17 protein-coding genes and 2 pseudogenes are annotated in these 19,321 nt (G+C 68.8%); 4 read left to right on the forward strand and 15 right to left on the reverse strand.

Annotated features, from left to right (window positions below; genetic code table 11):
- Positions 1–20: 20 nt before the first annotated feature.
- From AC1VWI_RS06890 to AC1VWI_RS06910, 5 genes and pseudogenes are all read right to left on the reverse strand, one after another.
- Positions 21–806, reverse strand: coding sequence for a response regulator (locus AC1VWI_RS06890; protein ID WP_499510044.1), 786 nt, complete (start codon positions 804–806; stop codon positions 21–23).
- Positions 803–2,026 carry a sensor histidine kinase gene (locus AC1VWI_RS06895; protein ID WP_499510045.1) on the reverse strand — a complete coding sequence of 408 codons (1,224 nt, stop codon included), beginning with the start codon at positions 2,024–2,026 and terminating at the stop codon, positions 803–805. Before AC1VWI_RS06895 ends, AC1VWI_RS06890 begins: the two co-directional genes overlap by 4 nt.
- A 41-nt stretch (positions 2,027–2,067) precedes the next feature.
- Positions 2,068–2,190: a hypothetical protein gene (locus AC1VWI_RS06900; RefSeq protein WP_499510046.1), complete on the reverse strand. Its 123-nt coding sequence runs from the start codon at positions 2,188–2,190 to the stop codon at positions 2,068–2,070.
- 200 nt (positions 2,191–2,390) lie between these two features.
- Positions 2,391–3,470 (reverse strand): annotated as a pseudogene (locus tag AC1VWI_RS06905) (carboxylesterase family protein); the annotation flags it as partial.
- A gap of 7 nt (positions 3,471–3,477) precedes the next feature.
- Positions 3,478–3,630, reverse strand: a pseudogene (locus AC1VWI_RS06910) (carboxylesterase family protein); the annotation flags it as partial.
- A 442-nt stretch (positions 3,631–4,072) separates the two neighbouring features.
- On the opposite strand from AC1VWI_RS06910, the gene AC1VWI_RS06915 reads away from it, so the two are divergent.
- A complete protein-coding gene (locus AC1VWI_RS06915; RefSeq protein WP_499510047.1) occupies positions 4,073–4,663 on the forward strand; it encodes a TetR/AcrR family transcriptional regulator in 591 nt (196 codons plus the stop codon).
- A 43-nt stretch (positions 4,664–4,706) separates the two neighbouring features.
- On the forward strand, positions 4,707–5,489 hold the full coding sequence (locus tag AC1VWI_RS06920; RefSeq protein ID WP_499510048.1) for a FadR/GntR family transcriptional regulator: 783 nt from the start codon (positions 4,707–4,709) through the stop codon (positions 5,487–5,489).
- Here the strand turns inward: AC1VWI_RS06920 and AC1VWI_RS06925 are convergent.
- From AC1VWI_RS06925 to AC1VWI_RS06960, 8 genes are all read right to left on the reverse strand, one after another.
- Positions 5,474–6,310, reverse strand: coding sequence for an amidohydrolase family protein (locus AC1VWI_RS06925; protein WP_499510049.1), 837 nt, complete (start codon positions 6,308–6,310; stop codon positions 5,474–5,476). The two genes, AC1VWI_RS06920 and AC1VWI_RS06925, sit on opposite strands and share 16 nt — an antisense overlap.
- Entirely contained in the window at positions 6,307–6,645 is a 339-nt protein-coding gene (locus AC1VWI_RS06930) for an L-rhamnose mutarotase (protein WP_499510050.1), read from the reverse strand. The genes AC1VWI_RS06925 and AC1VWI_RS06930 overlap by 4 nt, the downstream gene beginning before the upstream one ends.
- Positions 6,642–7,823: a mandelate racemase/muconate lactonizing enzyme family protein gene (locus AC1VWI_RS06935; RefSeq protein ID WP_499510051.1), complete on the reverse strand. Its 1,182-nt coding sequence runs from the start codon at positions 7,821–7,823 to the stop codon at positions 6,642–6,644. The genes AC1VWI_RS06930 and AC1VWI_RS06935 overlap by 4 nt, the downstream gene beginning before the upstream one ends.
- A 31-nt stretch (positions 7,824–7,854) precedes the next feature.
- Positions 7,855–8,757 carry a carbohydrate ABC transporter permease gene (locus tag AC1VWI_RS06940; RefSeq protein ID WP_499510052.1) on the reverse strand — a complete coding sequence of 301 codons (903 nt, stop codon included), beginning with the start codon at positions 8,755–8,757 and terminating at the stop codon, positions 7,855–7,857.
- A 2-nt stretch (positions 8,758–8,759) separates the two neighbouring features.
- The gene (locus AC1VWI_RS06945) at positions 8,760–9,713 is read right to left on the reverse strand and encodes a carbohydrate ABC transporter permease (RefSeq protein ID WP_499510053.1); all 954 of its coding nucleotides are present in this window, start codon (positions 9,711–9,713) and stop codon (positions 8,760–8,762) included.
- Position 9,714: 1 nt separating this feature from the next.
- Positions 9,715–11,085 carry an ABC transporter substrate-binding protein gene (locus tag AC1VWI_RS06950; protein WP_499510054.1) on the reverse strand — a complete coding sequence of 457 codons (1,371 nt, stop codon included), beginning with the start codon at positions 11,083–11,085 and terminating at the stop codon, positions 9,715–9,717.
- A gap of 423 nt (positions 11,086–11,508) precedes the next feature.
- Positions 11,509–12,270: an SDR family oxidoreductase gene (locus tag AC1VWI_RS06955; RefSeq protein WP_499510055.1), complete on the reverse strand. Its 762-nt coding sequence runs from the start codon at positions 12,268–12,270 to the stop codon at positions 11,509–11,511.
- Entirely contained in the window at positions 12,267–13,286 is a 1,020-nt protein-coding gene (locus AC1VWI_RS06960) for a zinc-dependent alcohol dehydrogenase (protein WP_499510056.1), read from the reverse strand. The genes AC1VWI_RS06955 and AC1VWI_RS06960 overlap by 4 nt, the downstream gene beginning before the upstream one ends.
- 142 nt (positions 13,287–13,428) lie before the next feature.
- Between AC1VWI_RS06960 and AC1VWI_RS06965 the strand changes: the two genes are divergently transcribed.
- Positions 13,429–14,424, forward strand: coding sequence for an aldo/keto reductase (locus AC1VWI_RS06965; RefSeq protein ID WP_499516736.1), 996 nt, complete (start codon positions 13,429–13,431; stop codon positions 14,422–14,424).
- A gap of 107 nt (positions 14,425–14,531) precedes the next feature.
- The gene (locus AC1VWI_RS06970) at positions 14,532–17,192 is read left to right on the forward strand and encodes a right-handed parallel beta-helix repeat-containing protein (protein ID WP_499510057.1); all 2,661 of its coding nucleotides are present in this window, start codon (positions 14,532–14,534) and stop codon (positions 17,190–17,192) included.
- Between the two features lie 246 nt (positions 17,193–17,438).
- Here AC1VWI_RS06970 and AC1VWI_RS06975 read toward each other — a convergent pair whose 3' ends face one another.
- The gene (locus AC1VWI_RS06975) at positions 17,439–17,879 is read right to left on the reverse strand and encodes an MFS transporter (protein ID WP_499516737.1); all 441 of its coding nucleotides are present in this window, start codon (positions 17,877–17,879) and stop codon (positions 17,439–17,441) included.
- Positions 17,880–18,003: 124 nt separating this feature from the next.
- Positions 18,004–19,227, reverse strand: a complete 1,224-nt coding sequence (locus tag AC1VWI_RS06980) for an MFS transporter (RefSeq protein WP_499510058.1) — start codon at positions 19,225–19,227, stop codon at positions 18,004–18,006.
- Positions 19,228–19,321: the final 94 nt, after the last annotated feature.

The raw sequence follows: 19,321 nt of genomic DNA on the forward strand, positions 1-19,321 counted from the left end.
GTTGCCTGCCATCCTGTTGATCACAGCCCCCGCGCGGATCGCCCGGGCGGGCGGTCTTGGTGCGGACGTCGACTCGCCCCCGCGGGGGAGCCGGCGGGCCCGCCTCCTCCGGGAGAGGGATCACGTACCGGGAGACCGCCGGCGGCCGGTCCCCCCGCAGTCACGAGTCCGGTCTCGTACGCGCAGATGACCGCCTGGATGCGGTCCCTGAGCCCGAGCTTCGCCAGCACGTTGCCGACGTGGGTCTTCACGGTGTGCTCGCTGACCGTCAGCGCGACCGCGATCTCGGCGTTGGACAGTCCCCGGGCGAGGTGCAGCAGGGTCTCGCGCTCGCGGGCGGTCAGCGCGTCGAGCCGGTCCGACGCAGGCGCCCAGGCCGGCCGGGGCCGGCTCCTGTATTCCTCGACCAGCCGGCGCGCCACCGTGGGGGCGAGCAGGGAATCGCCCTCGGCCACCACCCGCACCGCGTGGACCAGATCGTCGCGCCTGACGTCCTTGAGGAGGAAGCCGCTCGCCCCCGCATGCAGCGCCTCGTACACGTACTCGTCGGAGTCGAAGGTGGTGAGCATGATCGTTCGGCAGTCGGTTGCCGCGACGATGGCGCGACACGCCTCGATCCCGTCCGTGCCCGGCATCCTGACGTCCAGGAGCGCCACGTCCGCGCCATGGAGCCGCACGGCCTCCGCCGCCTCGGCCCCGTCAGCCGCCTCGGCGACCACCTCGATGTCGGGTTGGGCGTCGAGGATCATGGCGAAGCCGCTGCGTACCAGCTCCTGGTCGTCGGCCACCACCACCCGAATGGTCACCCGTCCACCTCCATGAAGACATCGGCCAGCGGAAACCGCACTCTCACCCGGAACCCTGTGCCGTCCGGGCCCGGGCCCGTCTGGACGGTCCCGCCGTGCGCCGCGGCCCGCTCCCGCAGCCCGATCAGACCGTGCCCCGTGCCCCCGACCGGCCTGCCGCCGGTGCCGACAGCGGCTCCCCTGCCGTCGTCGGTGACCGTGATCTCCACGGTCTCGGCGCCCAGCTCCACGCATACCGTCGCGGATTCCGCGCAGGCATGTCTGACCACGTTGGTCAGCGACTCCTGCACGATCCGGTAGACGGTCGCTTCGGTGGCCGGCGGCAGGGACCCCGGAAAACCCACGGTCACGTACTCGACGGCGAGGCCGCCCGAGGCCACCTGCTCCACGAGCAGCGGAAGATCGGCCAGAGCGGGCAGGGGTTTGCGGGACGCGGGCTCCGGGGTCTCCATGTCCTGCCTGAGCACCCCCAGCATCCTGCGGAGCTGCGTCATCGCGTCCCGCCCCGTCTCGGAGATGGCCTCGAACGCCGCCTCGGCACGCTCCGGCGCCGTACGGACCGTGACGGGGCCGGCCTCCGCCTGCACCACCATCAGGCTCACCGCGTGCGAGAGGATGTCGTGCATCTCCCGTGCGATCCGGGCCCGTTCGGCCGCGGCGGCCTGCTCCACCTCGATGCGGTTCGCCCGCTCCAGCTGAGTTGCCCGGTCCTCCAGAGCGGCCGTGTAGGCCTTCCGGGTGTGCGTGAGGCGGCCGAACCCGTACGCCGCGCCGAAGAGGAACAACGAGAACAGCAGTTCCCTGGCCTCACCGGAGTTGAGCGCCACCGAGGGGAATATCAGCGCAAGCGTTCCCGCAGCCACGGGGATGCGCCACCTGGCCGGGGTCAGCTCGGCGACCGTGTAGAGCGCCACCAGCGCGTTGTACGGCAGGGGCTGCCCAGGTCCGTCGAGCGTGAACCGGTAGAGCACCTGCGCGGCAAGGACCGCGGCGAGCGCGGTCACTGGTGCCCGGCGCCGCCATAGCAGGGGCAGCACGCCGAGCGTCGTGAGACCGTACGACGCCCAGGTGGCGGGTGGCAATGACGGCGAGCGCGGCACGACGAACGGGATGGTCTCGGCGGCCTGCACGAGCAGCATCAGCCCCGCGTCCACCGTCCATGGACTGGTGAGCGGCTGACGGATACGGGAGGCGAAGAGCCTCAGGTGGCCGGCCACCATCAGGCTTCTCTGGCGACCAGGCCGAACTGTGCCACCTCCGGTCACTGTTCGGCCCGGCGGTCGGGACGCCGACGTGAGCAGGACACGATCCCGAGCTCCAGCAGGTCCGGGCCCACGGCGAAGGACGCGACCTCTGCCCGCAGCCACGATCGGCGGAGTGGCATGATCACTCCGGAACCTTATCGCCTCCTCGTCACCGGCGCCCCCGGGTTCGAGTGCCGAATGGCCCAGCATGAGCCAGCTGCCAGATGGAAGGGCATCGAGCAGAGTCCGCACGATGCCCTCGCGAGTGAACCCTCCACCCCGCCGAGATGTTGGATGCCGGTCCAGCGGGTCCACACTCGCCGGCAGGCTCCCGGGGGCTTTAGATTTTGTCCGCCCAGATCTGTCGGGACGCCGACACGGGGTCGGCCACCACTGAGACGGGCACGTCCCAGATCTGCGTGAGCGCCTCACCCTTCCGGTACTGCGGCCAGCCGGGGTCGCCGGTGGCGGCGAAGGCCGTCAGCGACCTGCGGAACTCCTCTGCCAGGCCGACAGCCTCCGGCGGGAGTGAGTCGCCGAAGATCATCGCCGCCATCGGGCCGTGGAAGTTGCCGAATGTCAGCGGTACGTCGAGCAGGTGGCAAGCGCCGAGCGCCCCGCCGAACACCGGGGTCGGCCAGGCCACCTCATAACACCAGCTGCGGCCGGAGTGCTCCTGAGCGCACCACATCGACGGCATGCGGAAGAACGCGTCGGACTGGATGAGGATGTACAGATCAGCGTCTGAGACGCCAGGGTACGCGGCTCGGTAGCCGTCGAGAGGAACGCCGTGCGCCGCCGCGACACCAGCGACGTCAACGGCGGACAGGTTCTCGCTCATCGCCATGGCGAAGAATCGGTACTCGTCGCGGGCGAACCCGGTCATGAGGTCGACCTCCGCACGCAGGCCGCGCCAGGGCTGGTCACGCACCACATCCCCATCCACCACCAGTCCGTAGGGAGTGACCTCGCCCTCCCTGGACTGCACGGCGTGGACCGCCTCCGACGCCACGCCCGCGAAGGCCTCGGAAGTGAGCGGAACACCGAGCGCCGCCGCGATCCGCTCTGCCGTGCCGCGCGCCAGTTCTTCCGGCAGAAAGGCCGCTGTGACGCTCTGTCCGATGGCCCGGCCGAACAACCCGCGGCCGGCCTCGGCGGCCGTCAGCGCCGCCACGGCGCTGCCTCCCGCTGACTGTCCGAAGATCGTCACATTGCCCGGGGCCCCGCCGAAACGCGCGATGTTTTCCTGAACCCAGCGCACGGCCGCGAGCTGGTCGAGCAGTGCCCGGTTCTGCGGCGCGTCCGGCAGCCAGCCCAAGCCCTCGAAGCCAGTGCGGTAGTTCAAGGTCACCAGCACGACGCCCGAGCGGGCCAGGTTCGTGCCATCGAACTCGGGCTGGCTCGCGGAACCAAAAATGAACGCTCCCCCCGTAAAGCCAGACCATCACCGGGAGACCGGCTGCCCCGGGATCGGGCGTCCAGACATTCACGGTGAGGCAGTCGGCATCGTCACCCGGGTGCCACAGCGCCGGCAAAGGAGGCATCTGGGCCTGCGGAGGCGAGGCACTGAAAGCGGTACCGTCGAGGACACCGTCCCGTGAAAGTCATGACCGCGGAGTGTCCGCGGGGGGGTAATGTGCCGTCCGGACACGGGCTCCGTCGACGCCCCCCTCTGTCGCCGCGAGGGTCCCCGCCCAGGTGGACGGCCCGTCAGGTGCCCATCCTGCGGCAGGCACGACCGTGCCAGAAATACCGGAACGCGCGTGACGCCGGGAGCGGAAAAGGCGCCCCGCCGACCCGTGAACTTCGCGTACCCATTTCGGCAGCCAAAGGCCATTCCCCCCCCCACGACCATTTCCCGCCTCCCGTCGCGGAGCAGTCGGCAGCGTCGGCCCGCGCATTGGCCTCACGTCCATTGCATGCCGATCCGCGCATCCGCCTGCACCGCCGGTGGCGCTGTGACCTGGGTACCTGCTTGCGCCTACCTCAGATTATGGAAGGAACGTTCTATATAATGTCTCCATGACCGAGACGAAGAGCGGGCCTGCCACGACCGGCCGCAAGTCGGCGGCGCGGGAGCGGCTGCTGACCACCGCGAGCAGGCTCTTCTACACCGAAGGGATCCGCGCTGTCGGCGTCGACCGGGTGATGGCGGAGGCCGACGTCGCGCGCGGCACCTTCTACCGGCACTTCGAGGGCAAGAACGACCTGGTGCGCGGCTACCTGGACGCCACCGATCGCGACATCCGGTCCCGGGTGGCCGTGGCGGCCGAGAAGACGGGGGGAGGTGCGGCGTTGCTCGATGTCGTCGCGCACAGCATCGGCGAGGAGATCTGCGGTCCGGGGTTTCGGGGCTGCCCCTTCATCAACGCGGCCGCGGAGTACCCGGATCGGGAGTGCCCGATCCACCAAGCCGTGCTGAGGCACCGCGAGTGGTTCCACCAGATCCTGGAGGACACCTTCGCGACCATGGGCGTCACGGACCCCCGGCAGTCCGCCGACCTGGTGGTCGCCCTACGTGACGGAGCGATGGTCGCGGGCTACCTCGGCGACTCCCGGTCCGCGGCGCGCACCCTGGTCCAGGGTGTCGGCCTGGTCGCCGCATCGGGCTGACGGAAGGGCGACCGAAGATTGATTGAGCGATAAGGTCATACGTATGCCATCCGAGTCGCAGCCCTCGAACCGTCTGTTCCCGCCACGCCTGCCCGCCGGCCGCTTGGGTGTTGCGGTCGTTGCCGAGCTCGTCGACCTCATCGTGACGGGCCAGTTGAAGGAAGGCGCGTTGCTGCCCCCGGAGGGTCCGCTGAGCGAACACTTCGGCGTGAGTCGCACGGTGCTGCGTGAATCGGTGAAGCGGCTCGAGGAGAAGGGCCTGGTGATCGTTTCCCAGGGCCGCGGCACCCAGGTGAGAGCGCCTGGGTACTGGAACATGCTCGATCCGGTGGTGCTGTCCGCGTTGATCGACAACGACGCGACGCTCGGTGTCCTTGACGAGCTGACGATCGTGCGGGCGAGCCTCGAGTCGGCAATGGCGGGAGCGGTTGCCGCTTCGCGCAGCGCAGATGGGTTGAGGAGGCTGGAGAACGCGTTGACCACGATGCGTGAAAGCGAGTCCGAGACGGACTCCTTCCGGCAAGCGGATGTGGTGTTCCACTACGCGCTCATGGAGATCTCGGGCAACCGGCTGGCGGAGAACATCGCCAAGCATCTGTACAAGCGCGCCACGGAGTCCAGCCGCTACCAGGGCATCGACCCCCCTGATGCGGTCGCACTGACCCTGAAGGAGCACGCGGCCATCGTCGATGCCATCTCAAGGAAGGACGTAGCCGCGGCCCAGAAGGCCATGCACGATCACATCCACACCTCGTGGGAGCGTCGTCGGCTGCCCGACCACGCGCCACGGGCGCGTGGTCGGGCGCTCGATCAGGAAAGCGAGTAGACGTCGGCGGCGTTGCCGCCGAACACACGCGCGCGTTCCGCGGCGGAAAGCCCGTCGAGCAGGGTTTCCAGAGCGGACTTCCAGGGCGCCGCTCCCCCGCCGAGCTCAGCCAACGGCCAGTCGGAGCCGTAGAGCAGACGCTCAGGGCCGAAGGATCCCAGGGCGATCGTCACCGGGTCGGCGAGATCGGCTGCCTGCCACGATCCGGGGGCGAGGCCCGACGTGAGTCCCGAGACCTTCGCGACGACGTTCGGTTGTCGCGCGAGCTCCCGCAGCCGCGACGCCCACGTGCTCCTGTCCTGCCCGGGCTCGGGTGGACCGCCCAGGTGATCGAGCACGAAGCGGAGTCCGCCGTGGCGCGCGGCCAGACGGGTCGCCTGCGGGAGCTGCCACTCACGTACGACGAGGTCGAAGCAGAGGCCCTCCCGCTCGAGGACGGCGAGGCCCGCACCGATCTCCTCGCGCATCATCCACTCCGGGTCCGGGTCGATGTGGGCGAGATGCCGCACCCCGACGACGGGGACAACGGCGTTCTCGCGGATCCGGTCGAGCTGAGGTCCGACCTCCGCCGTGAGGTCGACCCACGCGACGAGGCCTGCGACGGCGGGCGAGTCCAGCCCGGCGAGCCGGACGCTCTCGTCGAGGCTGTTGCTCGACTGCACGACCACGGCACCGTCGAGTCCGGTCGAGGCCAGCATCTCGCTCAGATCGCGGGCGCCGAAGTCCCGGGCGATCGGCGCCATGGTCTCCGGGTCGATCCAGTCCTGCGGGTCCACGGCCCGGTCCCACAGGTGCACATGGGCGTCGATGCCGGCAGTCATGCGAGGTGCCACACTTCCTCGACGGGCTGCCACAGCGCGCCTGGATCACGCTCCTCGGCGATCCTCACCTGGCAAGGGTCGGTGTGCGTCCACCATTCCTGCGAGACCGGGTCGTCGGCGATCCGTCGCATGTCCGCCCCGTGGTCCTCGCCGACGTACTCGTAGTAGGCGAACAGGATGTCGCCGAAGATGAAGATGCTGTAGTTGCGTACGTTGCATTCGGTGAGCTTTCGCTCGACGCCCGGCCACACGGCACGGTGCAGTGCCAGGTACTCCTCGCGCTTGTCGGGCCGCACACCCACGACGAAGGCCCTGCGCTCGGGTCGACGGGTCATCGGGTTCGGCCTCCGCGGTGCGTCGGGTCGTCGATCACGTCGGGTTCGGCCACCAGCCGCAGGGCGGCGCGTTCGGGCCGGATGTGGGGGCCGGTCGCCGCGGGCAGGGGCGGAGCGGCGTCGACCGGTGACATCCGGGACTCGTCGACGACGATCCCGATGCCCGGGCGATCGCCCAGGACGATGCCTCCGTCGTCGAACTGCTGGTCCACGTCGAGACCGACGGGGAAGTGAAGGTCCTGGACTTCGAAGGTCAGCAGGTTCGGTACGGCGGCGGCGGCGTGCGCCACCGGGTTCGCGTTGTACGCGACGGGACTCACCGGCAGGTCGTGGGCGTGCGCGAGCGTCGCGACGCGGAGGAAGTGGGTGATCCCCCACACGTTGCCGACCTGCACGATGTCCACCGCGTTGGCGTCGAGCAGAGGGCGGTACTGCTCCAGCCCGGTCAGGTTCTCGCCGCTGGCGATCGCCGCGCGTACCTTCCCGCGCAGCGAGGCCATGCCGGCCGCGTCCCACCGGCGCAGCGGTTCCTCCACCCAGGTGAGGTCCATGCGCTCTTCGATGGCCGCGACGTACCGGGCCGCCTGGGCGTGGTTCCACGACTCGTTGGCGTCGAACATGAGCGCCGGCCGGCGGGAGTTGCGGCTGAGGACGTCGCGCATGATCTCCAGCCGGGGCAGGTCGCGGTCGAGGTCGCGGCCGCCCTTGAGCTTGCCGGCCTTGAACCCGCGGTCCGCGAACCGGCCGTAGAGGTCGACCAGTTCGTCGTCGGTCAGGCCGTACTCGAGACCGGACGCATAGCCCGGGACGAAGCGCTCGCGGGCACCGAGGGTCCGCCAGAGCGGCTCGTCGGCGGCCTTGGCCTTGATGTCCCAGAGGGCCATGTCGACCGCCCCGACGGTGCCGAAGGTGGATCCCGAGTGACCGGCCTTGAACACCCAGTCGAGCATGCGGTCGTAGAGCGCCATGACCGAGCGCGGGTCGTCGCCCTCGATCGCGGGGAAGACACGGGCGATGTCGGCGTGGGCCCCGAGGCCCACTCCCTCGATTCCGCTGTCGGTCTCGATGATGAGGACGGGGACCGGCGTGGAGTGGCCGGGCTGGACACCGTTGACGTCCCCGGTGATTCTGCCCCAGTCGTGAACGGTGCTCAGACTGCGGTACCCGGTGATCTTCATCGGCGGTGGTTCTCCTTGCAGGTGCGAGTGGTCATTCCTTGGTTCCTCCGGCTGTCATGCCTGCGACCAGGAATCGCTGGGAGAACAGGAAGACGACCAGGACGGGCAGGATCGACACGATCGTCCCCAGCGCCAGGGTGGGCAGCTGGACGGAGTCGGATCCCGCGGAGCTGGGATTGAAAGCCGGGGTTGACGCCAGGAGCGAGGTGAGCCCGACCTGGATCGGGTAGCCGTCGCTCGAGGGCAGCATCACGAACGGGAGGAAGAAGTTGTTCCAGTTCTGTACGAAGCTGAAGAACGCCACCAGGGCGACGATCGGGGCGGCCAGCGGAAGGGCGACCCGGGTGAAGACCTGGAACCCGCTGCAGCCGTCGATGCGCGCGGCCGCGAGGATGTCCCGAGGGATGCTGGTCGAGAAGTAGATGTAGGTGAGATAGACGCCGAACGGGAAGAACGACATCGGCAGGATCACCGACAGCGGGCTCCCGATCAGGCCGACGCTGTTCAGTTCTAGGAAGATCGGCAGCACCAGTGCGGTGTTGGGGATCAGCATGACGACGAGTGTCAGCACGAGCAGCGCCTGCCGGAGCCTGAACTCCGTGAGCGCGAGCGCGTAGCCGGCGGGGATGCTCACGAGGAGCGTGATCACCAGAGCGCCGATCGCGTACAGCGCGGAGTTCCCGATCCAGGTCGTCACCGCACCGTCCTGGAAGTCGAACAACTGGTGCCAGTTGGCGACGAGGTCCGACCACGACCCGATCGAGAACGGGTCGGCGACGACGAGCGTCTTCGAGGACTTCGTGACCGCGAGGAGCAGCCAGACGATCGGGACGGCGAAGAACAGGACGAAGACGACGAGCAGGACGCCGATGATGGACCGCCCGCTCCACCCGCTGAGGCTCGGCCGGCGGCGTGCGGCGGAGAGTGCTGCCATGGTCATTCCTTCTCGAAGAGGCCGCCGCGGGTCACGAACACCCAGGACAGCAGGAGCGCGACGACCAGCAGGATCAGCGAGATCGCCGCCGCGCCGTTGAAGTCGTTCTGCTGGAAGGCGTACTGGTAGGCCAGCTGGTTGAGCGAGTAGTCGTTGGGCACCACCGCGTTGCTGGCCTGGCTGAGCAACTGCGGTTCGACGAACAGCTGGGTCCCGGCCGCGAGCGACATGACGCCCATGTACGCGACCCACTTGCGCAGCATCGGAAGCTGGATCCGGAAAGCGATCTGGACGGCGTTCGCACCGTCGATGCGGGCGGCCTCGATCACTTCGGTGCTGATGTTGTTGAGGGCGCCGTACATGATGAGGATCCATCCGCCGGCTCCGGTCCAGAACGCGATGATCGCGAAGATCGCCGGAAGGTGGCCGGGTTGGATCACCTGCACGAAGCTCTCGAACCCCATCGCCGTGAGCAGACCGCTGACCGGGCTCGCGGTCGGATCGAGGACGAAGAGCCACAACAGGACGCTGGACGCGCCCGCGAGCGCGCCGGGCAGGTAGTAGACGAAGCGCAGGGTCGTGCTGACCCACCGCACACCGAGCGCGTGGACCACCAACGCCAGGCCGACGACGAAGACGACCAGCCCGAGGAGCCAGATGAGGAGATAGGTGGTCACGTGGAACACGGCCGGCCAGAACCGGAAGTCGCCGACGACCTTCGTGAAGTTGTCGAAGCCTGCGAATCCACCGTCGGCGTTCGTGAAGGCCAGGAGTACGGCGTAGAGCGAAGGGACGATCCCGAAGACGACGGTGAGCAACGCGTAGGGCGAGACGAACAGATAGCCGATCGGACTGCGAGCGAAGGAGCGGCCGGCCGACCGGCCGCTGCCCCGGCCTGACCGCCGACGCCCCGAGGCGTCGACGGCCGGCCGGCCGCTCGGAGGAGCGAGGGTCATGTCAGTTCACCTTGTATCCGTTGACCTTGGCCTGGTTCGTGATGGCCGTCTGCCAGGTCGGCAGCAGGTCCACGATCGACTGGCCGCCCGTGATCCCCGGGGTCATCGTCTTCGCCCATATCGCCTCCTGGCTGAACATGGGGTAGCCCCAGCCGTCCCAGACCTGTGACGCCGCGGTCACCACCGGCTGCAGCGAGGTGGCGTAGTACTTGCTCGCCTCCTGCTTGGCGATCCACTTCTGTGCGGCGGGCGCGTACGCCGGGTAACCCGGTGCGACATCGACCTGGTACTCGTCGGCGGTGGTGACGAACTGGACGAACTTCTCGGCGGCCTTCAGGTTCTTCGAATGGCTGGAGACGAACCAGGTCCCGCCACCCACGTTGCCCGTCACCGCCCCGCTCTCGCCCTTCCACGGCAGCGGCGCGCCGACACCGAGCCGCCCGGCCGGCACGTTGAGCGACTGGGGGTTGTTGAAGATCGCGCCGGCGTACCAGGCCGGACCCGGCATCATCAGCACCTTGCCCGAGTACTTCTTCAGGAACTCGGGGGTGAACACGCTGACCACCGGCACGGTCCCGTTGTCGCGGAGGGTGTCGAGCAGCGAGGCGGCCCGCTTGCACTCGGTCGAGTCGGTCTTCACGGTGAGGGACTTGGGGCCGGGCACGTCATTGGCCTGGCACTTGCTCCCCCACATGAACACCTCGGGCGTCCAGGCGTCGCCGGCCGTCCCGACGATGTAGCCGGGGTGCTCCTTGGCGACCTTCTCGCCGAGCGCCTGGTACTCCTCCCACGTGGTCGGCAGGGCGTAGCCGAACTGGTCCAGCAGGGACTTGTCGTACCAGAGCACCGCCTGGGCGAGGTCGTTGCGCAGGCAGTACACGGCGCCGTCCACCGTGCAGGGGTTGAGCGAGCCCTCGGTGAAATTGCCGAGCGTGTCCTTCGGGACCAGACCCTTGTCCAGCACGGCCGCGAACGCCTGCTTGCCGCCGCTCTTCTGGCTCGCCCATGCCGCGTCGTTGTTCTGGCTGGAGAAGACGACGTCGGGCCAGCCGCTGCCGGCGCGGTCGAAGAGCTGCATCTTCGTCCGGAAGGAGTTGGACCCGTTGGCCGACCCGTCATAGGTGACGACCTTGATCTTGGTGTCCGGGTTCGCCGTCTGGAACGCCTTCGCGGCAGCCTGCCTGTCCGCGTCCACCCAGACGGTGATCGTCGAGGAGGCTTCCTGCTTGGCTTCGGGAAAGCCGTACGCGCCGTTCGCCGAGTTGCCCTTGCCGCCGCAACCGGCGAGGGCCAGGAGCGCCGTTGCGGCGCACAAAACGGCGACCGTCGACGCCTTACGGCGCGAACGCACCGCAGTGTGGATTCCGGCCATGGGATGTCCTTGTCTTGTCGACTTCGTTGACGACTCCGCGCCAGGACTGTAGGGCATACGTATGATGTTTGTCACGAGCTTGAGGTGCATCATCTTGAGGGGTGAGCGTCGACGGTTGTTCCGGTCGGCAACTCGGCCGCGCCGACGTGTGATCGTGTCCCCATCGATGCGGGGGACGCAGCCGGAGGCGTACTGGCATCGGGCGATACTCGACGCGATCCGCCACCTCGTCGACAACGGCATCAAGTGCGGGCGGTACCCGCCGACTTTCCGCCGCGGGAACACCGGCGACCGCGCCGCCGCCGACGTCGGCGGCGAGGAACAGCCCCATCGTCTCCCGGAGGCCAGCACGTGCCCGCCCAGCGGGCTGCCCGCACCGCCTCTCGCAGGGGCGTCGTCACCAACAACGGGCGTGCGAAAGCCTCATCGGCCGAGCCAGCCACCGTCGACCGGCAGGATCGTCCCGGAGATGTAGCGCGCAGCGTCCGACGCCAAGAACACGGCAGCGCCTGCGATGTCCTCCGCGGTTCCCCACCGCCCCGCCGGTATCCGCTCGAGGATCGCGCGGGACCGGTCAGGGTCGTCCTGAAGCGCTTGGGTGTTGTCGGTCGCGATGTAGCCCGGGGCGATGCCGTTGACGGTCACACCCTGTCCGGCCCACTCGTTCGAGAGCGCCCGGATCAGTCCCGCCACGCCGGACTTGGCCGCCGCATAGCCCGGCACGTTGATCCCGCCCTGGAACGAGAGCAGGGACGCGGTGAAGACGATGCGCCCGTGCCGCGCCTCCAGCATCCGCCGCCCGAGAACCTGGCTGAGCACGAACGTGCTCGTGAGATCGACTTCGAGCACCTCGTCGAACCATTCCAGGGGGTGCTCGGCGGCGGGAGCGCGGCGGATGGTCCCGGCGTTGTTGACCAGGATCTCCACCGGGCGCTCGCCTGCGGCGAGTTCTTCCGCGAACCGGGTCACCTGCCGCCGGTCCGCGAAGTCGACGCGGTGTCCCGAGAACTCACGGCCGAGCCGGCGCACGCGGTCGCCGATCGCCGAGGACTCGGGATCGAGGGTGGCGGAGACTCCGACGACGTCGGCACCGGCAGCGGCCAGGGCCTCGGCGACGGCGAACCCGATTCCACGCTTGGCCCCCGTCACGACAGCGAGGCGCCCGGTCAGGTCGAACGGGTTCATGACGCGCTCACCTCGACGAGCAGCTTCATCGCCTGCCCGGCCTCGAGGACACCGAACGCCGATTCGACCTCAGTCAGGGGCACGATGCCCGTGATGAGTTTCTCGGCCGGTATCGCGCCCTCGGCCAAGAGCTCGATGGCGCGCTCGAAGTCGTGGCGCTGGTAGACCCGTGCCCCGAGCAACCTCAGCTCCCGCCAGAACACGCGGTGCAGGTCGATCGGCCGCGGTTGCGCGTGGATGGCCACCACCACGAGCGTGCCACGGACCTTCGCCAGGCTGGTGGCGGCGAGCACGGCGGCGGCCGAGCCGGAGACTTCGAACACGACGTCCGCTCCGGCGCCGTCCGTCCACTCCTCCACCCACGCGACCTGATCGACCGACGAGGGGTCCAGCGTCGTCAGCCCCATCTCCTCGGCGGCGGCCCGCCGGGTCGGGTCGATCTCGGCGACCACGACCTCGGCACCGGACGCCGCGGCGACGGTCGCGATCAGAACGCCGATCGGGCCGGCACCGATGACGACCGCCTTGTCGCCCGCGGCAAGTTCGGAACGCCGTACGTCGTGAACCGCCACCGCGACGGGCTCCACCAGCGCGGCGTCGCGCAAGGAGATCTCCGAGGGCAGCCGCACGAGTGTCGACGCCGGTACGTTCCAGTACTCCTGCAGCGCTCCGGGGCTGTCGATGCCGATGAAGTCCAGGTTCTGGCAGATGTGCTCGTTCCCCGCACGGCAGGCCGCACAAGTGCCGTCCCAGGCAAGCGGCATGACGGTCACGGCGTCACCCACCGACCAGCCCTCCACACCGGCGCCGAGGGCGACGACCGTGCCCGACATCTCGTGTCCGATCGTCGCCGGCCTGCTGACCCGGCCGTCCATGTCCCCGTGGAACACGTGGAGGTCCGTGCCGCAGATTCCGACGTACGCCACGGCGACCCGGACCTCCCCCGCACGCGGCTCAGCCGGTTCCCGTTCCTCGACCGTCATCATGTGTGCGCCTACGTAATGTGCCGCCAACATGCCGATCGGCTCCTCCTCGTCAAGTCGCGGGCCGCACCGGCCCACAGCCCTACGCAGCCTAACAGGGAAACGTCATACGTATGTTGTCGCTGCTACATTCAGCCTCGTGACCAGCAAGCCGCCGACGCGCGACCACGCATCCATGGAACAGAGGCTCCCGACCCGGGGACTGCGAACCGGGCACCAGCTCACGGAGTTGGGCCTGGGCGCAGCCCAGTTCGGCAACCTGTTCACCGAGACGACCGACGACGCGTCGCATCGCGCCGTCGCAGCCGCGGCCGAGGAAGGGATCCGGTACTTCGACACCGCGCCGCACTACGGCCTCGGCCTGTCCGAACGCCGGCTGGGGGACGCCCTCCATACGGCCACTCGTCGAGGTGTGGTCATCTCCTCGAAGGTCGGGCGCCTGCTCGTGGACAGTCCGGACACCCGTCACCTGCTCGATGACGACGGGTTCGTCGTGCCGGCCGCGAAGAGGCGGGTCTGGGACTTCAGCCGCGACGGGATCCTGCGCTCCGTGGAGGAGTCACTGGCGCGGCTCGGGACGGACCGGCTCGACATCGCCTATCTGCACGATCCGGACGACCACTGGGGGCCGGCATCGTCGAGCGGGATCGCCGCCCTGGCCGGGCTACGGGACCAGGGCGTCGTCGGTGCCATCGGCGCCGGAATGAACCAGGCGGCGATGCTGGCCGAGTTCGTGAGGCGGACCGACGTCGATGTGGTGATGGTCGCCGGGCGGTTCACCCTTCTCGACCAATCGGCACTGGACGACCTGTTGCCCGTCGCCGTCGCGCGCGGCGTCGGCGTCGTCGCCGCGGCGGTCTACAACTCCGGACTGCTGAGCACCAAGGCCGTGGACGGTTCGGCGACCTACGACTACGCGGCAGCGCCGCCGGCCGTCGTCGAACGTGCCGCCCGCATCGCTGCCGTCTGCGAGCGACACGACGTGGAGCTTCCCGCGGCCGCCGTCCAATACCCGTTGCGCCATCCCGCGGTCGTCTCGGTGGTGACAGGGATGCGCACCGGGGAACACGTGCGAAGCAATGTCGCGCGGTACCGGGCGGACATCCCGGAGGCGCTGTGGGAGGAGCTGCACGTCACAGGGCTCGCCCCGGATCCGGTCCGGGCAAGCTAGCCCTCCGGGGCTCGAAGTCATACGTCACATGAATCTTGTCGCAAACATCATACGTATGCTAACTCTGTGTCGGGCATCAACGCCCCTATCACAGGAAGCGATCGAACATGACATCGACGTCAGACTCGACACGCTCGGTGAGCAGACGATGGAGGCGCAGGGCCGGCGCCCTTGCAGCGCTCGGCGCCTGCGCCGTCATCGCGTCAGCGCTCATCCCCCTCCAGGCGCAAGCCGCGCCCCGGGCGGAGTACTTCGCAGCCCCGGACGGCAAGGACGCCGGACACTGCAGCCAGGCGCAGCCGTGCTCGCTCGAACGGGCTCAGCACGTCGTCGGCCCCGCCACCAAGCACGGTGACGTGACCGTCCAGCTCGCCGACGGCACCTACCGCCTCTCCGAGCCCCTCCGGTTCGGACCCGGCGACGACGGTGGCGACCACACCGTCCAGTGGACCGCCGCCCCGGGCGCCCACCCCGTCATCACGGGCGCCTCGAAGGTCACCGGCTGGTCCAAGTCCCAGGCGGGGTCGGGCATCTGGGAGGCGGACACCCCGCATGGCCTCGACACCCGCCAGCTCTACGTGAACGGCGTGATCGCCCCTCGCGCCGCCATCCGCCTGGCCAACGCCGACGTCACTCCGACCGCGACCGGTCTCACCATCAAGAACCCGGCCCTGAGCTACCTCGCCACGCTCCCCGACCAGGGGCGCATCGAGTTCGAGTCCCTCGGCGACTTCACGAACCGCTACTCGCCGGTCCAGAGCATCAGTGCCACCGAGATCACGATGGCGCAACCGGCGTGGGACAACAACACCTGGGGCTGGGACACCGTCCAGAACTCGTTCCTGGCCGGGCCGAGCTGGTACCTCGACAACTCGCTGAGCTTCCTGACCCAGGTCGGCCAGTGGTACATATCCCCGAGTGCCGGGAAGCTCTACTACAAGCCGGCGGACGGGGTCGACCCCAACCGGCTCGACATCGAGCTGCCCCGCCTGGAGTCGCTGATCAGCATCGGCGGGACGTACGACAAGCCGGTGACCGGACTTGCCTTCAAGGGCATCCAGTTCTCCGGAACCTCCTGGCTCGGCCCCTCGACCGACGGGTACGCGGACCAGCAGAACGGCCTGTTCATCAAGGGCGCCTACGACTACCGCCCCGCCGACGCCTTCACCAACTGCTCGCGCGGCTGTGAGATGTTCGAACGAGCGCGCACCAGCTGGTACCAGGAACCCGCCGCCGTGCAGGTGTCCGCCGCCAGCCGCATCTCGTTCACCGGCAACACGTTCACCAACCTCGGCCAGTCGGCGCTGGGCATCGGGAACGACGCCAACGCCACGGTGACCGGGGTCGGGCTGGGCGCCGGCGACATCGACGTGGTCGGCAACCGGTTCACGGAGAACAGCGGCCACGGCGTCGCGGTCGGCGGCGTGCTGCCCGACGCGCACCACCCCAGCGACCCGAGGATGACCAACCACGACATCCTGATATCCGACAACACGATCAATCGCGTGGCGGTCGACTACAAGGACAACAGCGGCATCCTCAGCACCTACGTCACAGGCGCCCGCATCCTGCACAACGAGGTCTCCAACGTCCCCTACGACGGCATCGACACCGGCTACGGCTGGGGCATCAACGACGCCGGGGGCTCGAACGACTACGTCGACCGCGGCTACTACAAGTGGAACACGCAGTACACGACGCCGACGACGCTGAAGGACAACCGCGTCGAGGGCAACCTCGTGCACAACACGAAGGCGCGCTTCGCCGACGGCGGATCGGTCTACAACCTCTCCGCGAGCCCGGGAAGCGTCGTCGCCAAGAACTACCTGTTCAACATCTCGGGCGTCGGCCTCTACCTCGACGAGGGCTCCCGCTCGATGACCTACGAGAACAACGTGGTCCAGGGCGGTTCCTTCCTCTTCACCAACGCGTACAGCCTCCGCAACAACACCAGCGACAACGTCATCCAGAACAACTGGTACAACTCGGGTGGGGCCTCGACGCCGAACGCCGCGGCGCACAACAACCAGCTGATCAACAACGTGAAGGTCACCGGCGCCAACTGGCCCGCGGCCGCACGGGACGTGATCTGCCAGGCGGGTGTCGCGCCGCAGTACCGGACCTCGCTCAACGCGAACCAGTTCGGCTTCAGCGGGTGCCCGGCAGGTGGACCCGTCGCACCCGGCCTGCGCACTTCCGGAAGTTCGGCCGTCAGCTCGTACTTCGGCCAGAGCGGCGGTGGATTCGGGATCGCGGCAGCGGGCGCCGACGTGTGGGGCGCCGGCGGGCAGCACGACGACCAGTTCGGCTCGATCTACCGGGACGACTCGTTCGCGGCCGACTCGAGCGTGTCCACCCGGGTCGTATCGGTCAACGACGCCAACGCCTGGGCCAAGTCCGGGGTCATGGTCCGCAACGACATGACCAAGGCGGGGAGTTCGGCCGGGTACGCCGTCGTCGCGGTCACCGCCCGCAACGGCGTCGTGTTCGAGTGGGACGCCAACGGCGACGGATACCTGGACACCGACGCCCGCGCCGGCGTCGACATCTACCGCCCCGTCTGGGTGAAGCTCACCCGGTCGGGGACCTCGTTCAGCGCCTCGTACTCCTACGACGGCGCCAACTACGTCCCGCTCGGTCAGCCCGTTACGTTGGCCTCGGCGGCAGCGAAGCAGGACGCGGGCATCTTCTCCACGTCCCACGACGTCACGCAGTCCGCGATCAACCAGTTCGACTCCAACTCCTTCACGGCCGCGATGATGCCGTAGGCGCCGCTCCCGGTGGGTCGACGACAGGCCCGGTGAGGTGTTCCGGAGCGCCGGCAGACCGGCCGTTCTCGGACTCCGGCGGCGGGCGCACGAGAAGACCAGAGCACCGAAAGTGACCTGTCGTCGGCCATCCGACCATGCGGGGCGGGCGTACGCTCGCCCCGCACGGCCTTCCGGCACAGTGCGGTGGGCCGCATTCAACCCGGCCGTTGAGGCTGTGCGGACAGCAAGCGCCGAAGGTATTCGTCACGGGTCACGCCGCGCCGGCACTGCCCGCGCCGGGCCCCAGTCGTCAGCGGAGGGGAGCGGCACGAAAATGGCGAGTGCCGGTCCGCATCGATGGTGCCCGCCCAGCGCAAGGGGGAACGCCGCTGTGCTGACTCCCTGTACGGTTCGGCAGGCGATGAGCACGCCGATGGTGGAGGCGAACGCTGCGACGCAGGTCGCCACGAGGTAGACGGCGAACACCGCCGGCAGCACGCGCCGGTGGCCGAAGCGGTCACCGAAGGATCCGGAGAGCGGCGCGAGGACCGCGCCGGCGAGCAGGTAGGGGGTGAGGATCCATCCGGTCAGCCCCAGGTCGGCGTGGAGATCCTTTCCGAGACCGGCAGCGCCGGTACCAGGACGTCGCGTACGACGACTGGGACACCTTGGCCCTGCCGACCGCCGCGAGCGTCGCCTCGAGATGAAGCGGGCCGCCGATCCGGTTCTGGCTCCTTGCGCTGATCCGTGCGGTCATCGAGGTGCGTCTACGAGCGCGGGTGGCGACCTGCTCCGGTCGGGTGAGGTCGGGATGACAGCGAGGTCGTGATCACCCACCGCCCGGCCGTTCGTTACCGGTCATGTCGGTGTGCGGGTCGCGTGCAGCGAGGACGCTGAAGAGGGTGGCGACGATGGCGAGTACGGCGTACCCGAGGGCGATGTGCGGTAGCGAGAAGGAGTTCGAGAGTTGGCCGGAGACGAGGCTGGGGAAGGCGGCTCCGCTGTAGCAGAGGAGGTAGACGGCGCTGAAGATCGGTGCCCGGTCGGCGAGGGTGCTGTCGTGCAGTAGACCGCGGGTGGCGGAGCTGATGGCGATGCCTTGACCGGTGCCGGCGATGATGGTTGCGGCGATGAACAACGCCAGTGTTCCGATGGCGATCGCTGCAATGATGCCGATCCATCCGGTCAGGAAGACGAGCATCCCGAACCGCTGGGCCGCCGCGGATGTGAACCGGCCGCCGATGGGAGCGCCGAGGACGCTGGGGGCCATGTAAAGGGCGAACAGCAGTCCGAGGATGAGCGGGCTGTGGGTGTGGAACTGATCGGCGACCAGTGCGGGCATGAAGGCCTGGTAGAAAGCCCCGGTCGCCCAGGTCGCGAGGAACACCGCGGCGGCGACAGGGAGCAGATGCCTGACCCGGACCGGTACGCGGACCCGGGGTAGCAGTGATTGCCAGGCGCCCGGCGTCGGCTTCGCGGTTTCCGGGCTGATGACGATGAGTGCGGCAGACAGTACGAGGAAACCGGCACAGACCAGGTAGATGAGGTGGCGTGGCCAGGGGCCGAACTGGACCAGGGCGCCGGAGGCGATGGCGCCCAGGGTGAGGCCGAGCATGGGGCCCTGGCTGGAGGCGACGGAGGCCAGCCATTCCGGTCTGGTGGGTGCGGCATCGACGATGTAGGAGGTGAGACTGCTACTGGCCACCCCCGTACCGACACCCATCAGTAGCCGACCGGACAGCAGGGTCCCGATGTCGTGCACGTTCAGCAGCAGCAGACAGCCCAGCAGGAGCAGGCCGAGACTGGCGATCGCGGTCGGCCGTCGGCCCAGATGACTGGACAGTCGTCCCAGCACCAACAGTCCGGCGATGGTGCCGACGGAATTGCTGACGACGGCCAGTGAGATGCCGGCGTTGGTAAACCCGTCCTCGGCCCGGTAGGTGTTGAACAAGGGGATCGGTGCGGCCGACGCGGCAAACGAGGCCACCAGGGAGACCACCGCGGATGAGAACGCCAGCCGGAGCGTTCTGCCCCGGCGGGTCAGGCTGATCACTGGTGCCACGTCCTGCATCGAGCAGTGCCTTTCCATGAGTCGGTGAGTCAGGTCCCGATGTCGGTCGTGGACGCTCCGGCCTGCGACTGCGGCC

Source organism: Streptomyces sp. TOM-9, from assembly GCF_056858595.1.

What these genes read in the sequence shown, in the direction of transcription:
- AC1VWI_RS06965 (WP_499516736.1), top strand. Translation starts at nt 13,429, where the DNA reads ATGGAACAGAGGCTCCCGACCCGGGGACTGCGAACCGGGCACCAGCTC.
- AC1VWI_RS06895 (WP_499510045.1), bottom strand. Translation starts at nt 2,026, where the DNA reads ATGGTGGCCGGCCACCTGAGGCTCTTCGCCTCCCGTATCCGTCAGCCG.
- AC1VWI_RS06900 (WP_499510046.1), bottom strand. Translation starts at nt 2,190, where the DNA reads ATGCCACTCCGCCGATCGTGGCTGCGGGCAGAGGTCGCGTCCTTCGCC.
- AC1VWI_RS06915 (WP_499510047.1), top strand. Translation starts at nt 4,073, where the DNA reads ATGACCGAGACGAAGAGCGGGCCTGCCACGACCGGCCGCAAGTCGGCG.
- AC1VWI_RS06945 (WP_499510053.1), bottom strand. Translation starts at nt 9,713, where the DNA reads ATGACCCTCGCTCCTCCGAGCGGCCGGCCGGCCGTCGACGCCTCGGGG.
- AC1VWI_RS06970 (WP_499510057.1), top strand. Translation starts at nt 14,532, where the DNA reads ATGACATCGACGTCAGACTCGACACGCTCGGTGAGCAGACGATGGAGG.
- AC1VWI_RS06925 (WP_499510049.1), bottom strand. Translation starts at nt 6,310, where the DNA reads ATGACTGCCGGCATCGACGCCCATGTGCACCTGTGGGACCGGGCCGTG.
- AC1VWI_RS06955 (WP_499510055.1), bottom strand. Translation starts at nt 12,270, where the DNA reads ATGAACCCGTTCGACCTGACCGGGCGCCTCGCTGTCGTGACGGGGGCC.
- AC1VWI_RS06935 (WP_499510051.1), bottom strand. Translation starts at nt 7,823, where the DNA reads ATGAAGATCACCGGGTACCGCAGTCTGAGCACCGTTCACGACTGGGGC.
- AC1VWI_RS06950 (WP_499510054.1), bottom strand. Translation starts at nt 11,085, where the DNA reads ATGGCCGGAATCCACACTGCGGTGCGTTCGCGCCGTAAGGCGTCGACG.
- AC1VWI_RS06920 (WP_499510048.1), top strand. Translation starts at nt 4,707, where the DNA reads ATGCCATCCGAGTCGCAGCCCTCGAACCGTCTGTTCCCGCCACGCCTG.
- AC1VWI_RS06940 (WP_499510052.1), bottom strand. Translation starts at nt 8,757, where the DNA reads ATGGCAGCACTCTCCGCCGCACGCCGCCGGCCGAGCCTCAGCGGGTGG.
- AC1VWI_RS06930 (WP_499510050.1), bottom strand. Translation starts at nt 6,645, where the DNA reads ATGACCCGTCGACCCGAGCGCAGGGCCTTCGTCGTGGGTGTGCGGCCC.
- AC1VWI_RS06960 (WP_499510056.1), bottom strand. Translation starts at nt 13,286, where the DNA reads ATGTTGGCGGCACATTACGTAGGCGCACACATGATGACGGTCGAGGAA.